General features: G+C 60.0%; 3 protein-coding genes. All 3 read left to right on the top strand.

The features are described 5' to 3' along the window. A partial coding sequence (locus tag AB1609_16340; protein MEW6048018.1) for an ABC transporter ATP-binding protein occupies window positions 1-1,343 on the top strand: 1,343 nt, incomplete at its 5' end. 2,342 nt (window positions 1,344-3,685) lie between these two features. After that, window positions 3,686-4,114, top strand: coding sequence for a hypothetical protein (locus AB1609_16335; GenBank protein ID MEW6048017.1), 429 nt, complete (start codon window positions 3,686-3,688; stop codon window positions 4,112-4,114). A gap of 157 nt (window positions 4,115-4,271) precedes the next feature. Next, the coding region (locus AB1609_16330) for a hypothetical protein (protein MEW6048016.1) at window positions 4,272-4,488 on the top strand (217 nt) is incomplete at its 3' end.

Raw genomic sequence — 4,488 nt, 5'->3', positions numbered from 1 at the left:
ATACTGAGCGTCGGCTTAGGGAAATCGAGCACGAAATTGAGATCTACCGGCGCGAGGGGCTGGTGGAAAAGCTTAGAGAGGCAATCCTTCTGTCCCAGGATGAAGAGCGCTTGAAAAGGATGAAAAGCAGTGTTGAGCAAGCCTTCAGCCTATGGAGTGCTTCAAAAGAAAGGCTGCAGAGCCAGCTAATGCAAGGCTTGATACTTGCTGGGCAGGCTGAAAGTGTGAATAAGGCCATCCTGCAGAAGGCGGCTGACGAAATAACCGGTCTGCGTGACCGATTGATGGGCCTTGTTTCAGAAGGAGAAGAGCACTTCCGCACGGCCATCTCGGCCCTTTCCGCTCTCGCAGTCCGATGGGGTCAGGAGCGGCAAACCGTCGACGAGGTCATCGAGCGCGTCAAGCAGGAGTTGGGGGTACACCGTCTGGATCCGGAACGCCTAGATGAACTGGTACGGGAGCAGACGCGGCTTAGGGGCCGCCTTCAAGAAGTGGAGGCGTTTGAACGTGACAAGGAAGCGAAGCTGCGCATTAGGAGGGGCCTTCTCAGGCAGTATCGGGACATTCGCCATGACATATTCGAGCTTCGGCGGAGTGAAGCGGAAGAGATAACCAAGAAGATCGGAGGCTCCGTCAAGGTTCGCGTGGACTACAAGGGCCAGACAGAAGCCTTTGTGGACCGACTGGTCTCATTCTTCCAGGGTTCTGGCGTTGATCGTAAGACGCTTGAGGGTATTTGTCACCGAGAGGGACGGAATGTAGATGGTCAGGCGATTGCGGAGGCAGCCGAGAAGGGTGCCGCGGAACTCGAAAAGCAATTTGGCCTGACGCCGGCAAGGGCTAATCAAGTGGCCAGTTGGCTCAACGCGCAACCCGAACGCCTTTTCGAACTACAGTTATTGTCTCCTGACGACCGCGTGGACATCCTGATGACTGTGGACGGTTCCGACCTCCCCCTGGAATGGCTTTCGGGAGGGCAACGCGCCACAGCCATGCTGCTGTTGATTCTAGCACAAGCAGATCGGCTCCTGATAATCGACCAACCGGAGGATGATCTGGACAACCGGTTCATATACGAGGATATAGTTAAAATCCTGAGGGGCGCCAAGGCAAAGCGTCAGATTGTAGTTGCGACCCACAACCCCAACATCCCGGTTCTTGGCGATGCAGAACTCATCGTCGCTATGGACGTGCGCGAGGGAAAGGCTGGTATCTTAGCACAGGGAGCCGTAGATCTCCTCGAAGTCAGGGATGCTGTGAAGCGAATTATGGAAGGTGGCGAGGACGCGTTCAGGCGGCGAGCCGAGAAGTACGGTTGGTATATTGAGGACAGACCAACATGAGACCTAGACCCATGCCGTCGGCACTAGGTGCCTCAAGGTGAACGGCAACAGCGTGATCGGCTTGTGTCGTTGATGCGGTGATCGGTGTAAGACCATACCTGGTTTCGTTACGGTAAGGTTCGCTCGTGTGGGTTCCCTGTGACCCTCTAGAAGGGTTTGCCCACATCGGTCAATTGTCCGGCCAGGCTGACGATGGATCGGGCGCGCGGATGGTGGGCAGGCTCCTCACAAGCGCGTGGCCTCGCCCGTGCCGCCACCTCGGGATGGCGCGCGACGGCTATCGACCTTCCCTGTGCATGGAGGTGGCGGTAGGCCCCGCCCACGCCGAAGAGGTCGCCTCGGAGGGCAGCGTGCTTCGGACCCGGTCGGACGCGAGGCAAACGGTTGGTAGCCCCACGCCGCCGGAATGACTGTGGTAGCGCTCCGCTCCTGGGGTACGCAGGCCGGGGAAGAGGGGGTTTGAGCGAATTGTGTTGAGTGAAGGCGGAGGCAAATCCTGGTACGCATGTCAATAGTGGTCTTTCGGCCCTGGGGAGGTGATGAGCGTGGATGTGTGGGTTGCCCGGGCCGAACTGATTGGTTGTGCGATGGCGGACCAAGCAGTTACTGTGCCAGGGAGAGACGTGCATCCTGCACTCAGGACGATTAAGCTCATGCCGGGGCAAGAGAACTCTGACCGTTGTGAACTCGTATGTGAGGTAGAACATATGGGGGACGCCAGCTTTGACGTTCGCAAAGAAATCTGGGCGTTGGCTTCAGACTGCATCGAGAGGGTGGCCGCTCGGCTTAGCGTGGCGATGTGGGAACCGTTGCAGGTGCGGCTGAAGGACGTGGCTCTGAGGAACCCGAGAACGTCAGGTATTTCGCAGTCCCTCACATATGCGCCCGAGTCAGGCCAGATCATCCGACCCCCGGCGCGCGTCGCTACCGACGCCCTGTCGGGTCAGATCGAGGGTTCCGTGCTGCGCGCTTTAGTGTGGACTCGCAAGGCGCTGGCGGATGAGCACCCCTACGACAAGTTCCTGGGCTTGGTAATAGCATGTACGATAATCGCTACCCACCACTTTAGAGATGGTGCCCCCGTGCGCGAGACGGAGTGTCCCCGTTGTGGTGCGAAACGGGTGCTTAAGCCGAGCGAGCGTGAGTATCTTGCGAGCATGTGCATAGCGCTCGGCGAGGATCCAAACCTAGCAGGACAGATCTGGCCTCTTCGCTCTGCCCTCGTGCACGGTGGGGTGGGACACCAGGCAAAGACGCGCTTTGAAGTCAGGGATCTGGTAAGCCGAGTGGAACATCTGCTGCAGAAAGCCGTTGAGAGAGTGACTGGCGGCAAGCTTAGTTTTCCATCTGTTCCGCGGGGCGAACTCCAATTCATTGATTATCAGGTGGAGGGCGGGTCTCATCGGGGCCCATAGTGGGGGGATCGGTTACGAGGGTTGAGGTTAACCTCATGTCAAGACCGCAAGGCCGGCTGTTGCCCGTCAGCCAAGGTGGGGTTGCTCCTTACTGGAAGGGGTCGCGGTCGACCGGTCTCATTAGGTAGCGCCCCCGCCCGACTTCACTCGCTAGTTCCACACTACTTGGCTGCCGATCGCTGCCACGATGCACTTGGGGGCGAAGATAGAGGACCCGTCGAGGCGTTAGTAGCGAGAACTTGCGTCGGTTATGGGACCAATGTGATTAAGCTCCTACCCTGGAGGAGGGAATACACCGTGCCAGGAGGTTGGGTGAGCGCGTTTTCAGCCTTGCTCGGGGCACTCTTCGGGGCGGCAGCAACGGGCTATGCTTGGTACCTTTTTGGATTGAAGACCCAGTTTGCAATGGAGAGGCGGCGAATCTACCTTGATTTCGTGCGTTCCCTCCGGGGTCTCCTAGAACATGGATCGGTCGAATTGCGGGGGCACGTGGTGGATCTGCAGAGGGAGCTCGTTTTGTACGGATCAGACGTGGTAGTGAAGGAAACCGAGGCGCTCTTTCGCCTGATTGAAGAACGGGACGACCGACGAGACGAGCGGGCGCTGCGTGTTCTTGCAGCCATGAGAAGGGATTTGCACCCTCGTACGGCTTTGACTTATCGTGATATTCGGCTATGGGCCCTGGGGCTTCCCCACCAAGGCCATGGCACCAGGTAAAGAACTCCCCCTTTTGTTTCTGGGGTGATTCATTCTTCGTTAGCGTATCCCGGCGCATCCGGTCCCGATGGAATCAAGTTAGCGCTGAGGGGGGGCCGTTAAGGGTGTTCCCGTGCGTCGCATAATCAACACTTGGTTGGTTGTGTTCATGTGCCCTTCACCTTCCACCGTGGCTGGCCGCTCCTCGTTGTGGGCGAAGCCGCCCGCTAGGTGAGGACCACTACCGGCGGCAGTGTGTACTACGGTTTGCTGGCAGCCGAGATTGTTGCGGAGTTGTTGACCCCCGCTCTGGCGGAGGACGACCTGTCTGCGGAGTCGCTGGCGGAATACGACCGCCGGTGCAGGTCCCTGCTCGGGCGGGAGATCGAGGTGGGTGTGCGCTTCCGGCAGCTTGCCCGGCCGGTAGACGACGGTACCCTTGCCTTCCTCATCGACCTCGCCAGCCGCGACGGTGTCAGGCGCGCCATCCAGTCCCACCGCCTCTTCGACTGGCACTCCCCCTGCTTTCCGCCCTCCTCGACGGCCCCCTCTCCCTCCTCCGCACCCTCCGACTCCAGATCTCATTGCGGTTTCCCGTCCGTCCCTTGTGACCCTGGGTTGGCGGCCCTGCTACTCGACGTGGCCGTCGGGTGCGGCTGATGGCGGACATCTGGACCCCCCGTGGCTGTAACAACCCCGGGTAGGCGCAGTTCGGCCGGGTAGGCTGCTACCGATCGGGTTGAGGCAGCACTGTCTGGCGACCCGACATGTACGTCGGGGCGCCCCACGTACCGAGAAACGTGAGGCAGGGGTCACGATGGGTGAGCCGTTTCCCGGCAGCGTGGTCACGGCTGCATTAACGCCGGAAGGGGGCAAGTGCGAGTGGGCCCGCGCCATGCCCGGGCGCACAGGCCGGCACCCTCAAGAGATCGTTTCGAACTATCGGGGTCCTGGCGCCCGCGGCGCGCGGGAGGCGCTCCATTGCGGCGCTCGGGGGCGTTCCGTGGTCAGCGGCTGCGAGATCTTCTGCCATA

Source organism: Bacillota bacterium (assembly GCA_040754675.1).
Classification (GTDB): domain Bacteria; phylum Bacillota; class Limnochordia; order Limnochordales; family Geochordaceae; genus Geochorda.
Note: the sequence above shows the minus strand (reverse complement) of the source record. Positions and strands in the feature narration are given on the sequence as shown.